Genomic DNA, 1,911 nt, shown 5'->3' with positions numbered 1-1,911 from the left:
CGCTGGGCCGCTCGCCGCCGGTGGGCCGCGTCCGGCCGCCGCGCCGCCCGCCGCCGTGCCGGTGGACCTGCCGCAGCCGCGCCGCCTCGGACCGCTCGCCCGGCTCGCCCCCGAGCCCATGAAGGTGGTCCTGAACTGGGGCCGCCGCTACAGCCTGTGGGTGTTCAACTTCGGCCTGGCCTGCTGCGCGATCGAGTTCATCGCGGCGTCGATGGCCCGCCACGACTTCATCCGGCTCGGCGTGATCCCCTTCGCGCCCGGGCCGCGCCAGGCCGACCTGATGATCGTCTCCGGCACGGTCACGGACAAGATGGCGCCCGCGGTCAAGCGGCTGTACGAGCAGATGCCGGAGCCGAAGTACGTCATCTCCTTCGGCGCCTGCTCCAACTGCGGCGGCCCGTACTGGGACTCGTACGCGGTGACCAAGGGCGTCGACCAGATCATCCCGGTCGACGTCTACGTGCCCGGCTGCCCGCCCCGCCCGGAGGCGCTGCTCCAGGGCATCCTCAAGCTCCAGGAGAAGATCGCCCGGGAGTCGCTGGGCGAGCGCTACGCGGACCGCTCCGCGCGCGGCGGCGCGGGCCCCGTGGCGGCTCCGTCCGCCGCCGAGCTGAGCAGCGGCCTGGTCGCGCCGCCCGCGCCCCCGGCGGCGTCCGCGCCGGGCGGGGCTTCCACGGCGGCGGCCCCGGGAGCGGACCCGTCCGGGCCGCGGACGCCCGGCGCGGAGCCGCACGGACCGGGAACTCCCGAGGCGGGAACGTCCGGTGCCGAGGCTCCCGGTGCCGAGGCTCCCGGTACGGGGAAGGACGCGCGATGACCGGACCCACGCCACCGCCCGGCGAGCCCACCGGACGGCGGCCGGACCCCCGCGACCCGACGGCACCGGAACCCGCCGCGACGGACCCGGCGACCGCCCCGGCTCCGGCGNCGCGACGGACCCGGCGACCGCCCCGGCTCCGGCGGGCCAGGACCCGGCGGCCGCCCCGGCTCCGGTCGGCCAGGACCCGGCGGCCGCCCCGGCTCCGGTCGGCCAGGACCCGGCCACCGGCCAGGACGCGGCCGTACGAGCCCCTGCCTCACCAGGCCCGGCCGCACCGGACCACCCGGTTCCAGCAGACCCGGCCGCGGCGGACCCGGTCGCGGCGGACCCGGCGGACGAGCCGGAACCCGCGGCGCAGGCGCCGGTGGGCTGGCTGCCGCGCCCCGCCGCCGAGCTGTTCGGCGAGGGCGCCACGGCCGAGGAGGCGTACGGCCTGCTCACCGTCGACGTGCCCGCCGACTCCTGGATCCGCGCGCTGGAGACCGCCCGCGACGCGCTCGGCTGTACGTACTTCGACTGGCTGAGCGCCGTGGACGAGCCGGGGGAGGGCTTCCGCGTCTCCGCCCACGTCGTCGCGCTGACCCGCCCGAGCCCGTCGCCCGGCGCGACGCCGTCGGCGGCCGGGCCGACGGCCTCGGGCCCCTCCGGCCCGGGTGACATGTACCTGCCCGGCTCCTCTGCCGCGACCGGGGTACGCCGCCTGCTGGTCCGCACGACCGTGCCGCACGACGCCCCCGCCCTGCCCACCGCGACCCCCGTCTACGCGGGCGCGGCCTGGCACGAGCGGGAGACGCACGAGATGTTCGGCGTCGACTTCCCCGGCCACCCGCACCTGGCGCCGCTGCTGCTCCCCGACGGTTTCGAGGGACACCCGCTGCGCAAGGACTTCGTGCTGGCGGCCCGGGTGGCCAAGGCCTGGCCGGGAGCGAAGGAGCCGGGCGAGTCGGACGCCGGACACGGCACGCGGCGGCGCCAGATGCTGCCGCCCGGCGTCCCCGACCCCAACGAGTGGGGCCCGCTCAAGGGCCAGCTCCCCCCCGCCCCCGCCCGCCCGGCCCGCGGCGCCCGCGCGGCGGCGGGCGCGGCGGGCG

Annotated in this window: 2 protein-coding genes; both read left to right on the top strand. The window is 79.0% G+C overall.

Features of this window, described 5'->3' with window-relative positions:
* The first annotated feature begins 55 nt into the window (after nucleotides 1–55).
* Entirely contained in the window at nucleotides 56–817 is a 762-nt protein-coding gene (locus tag RKE29_RS29660) for an NADH-quinone oxidoreductase subunit B family protein (RefSeq protein WP_312008805.1), read from the top strand.
* A gap of 367 nt (nucleotides 818–1,184) precedes the next feature.
* The coding region (locus RKE29_RS29655) for an NADH-quinone oxidoreductase subunit C (RefSeq protein ID WP_312008804.1) at nucleotides 1,185–1,911 on the top strand (727 nt) is incomplete at its 3' end.

Source organism: Streptomyces sp. B1866 (assembly GCF_031932565.1).
Taxonomy (GTDB): Bacteria; Actinomycetota; Actinomycetes; order Streptomycetales; family Streptomycetaceae; genus Streptomyces.
Note: the sequence above shows the minus strand (reverse complement) of the source record. Positions and strands in the feature narration are given on the sequence as shown.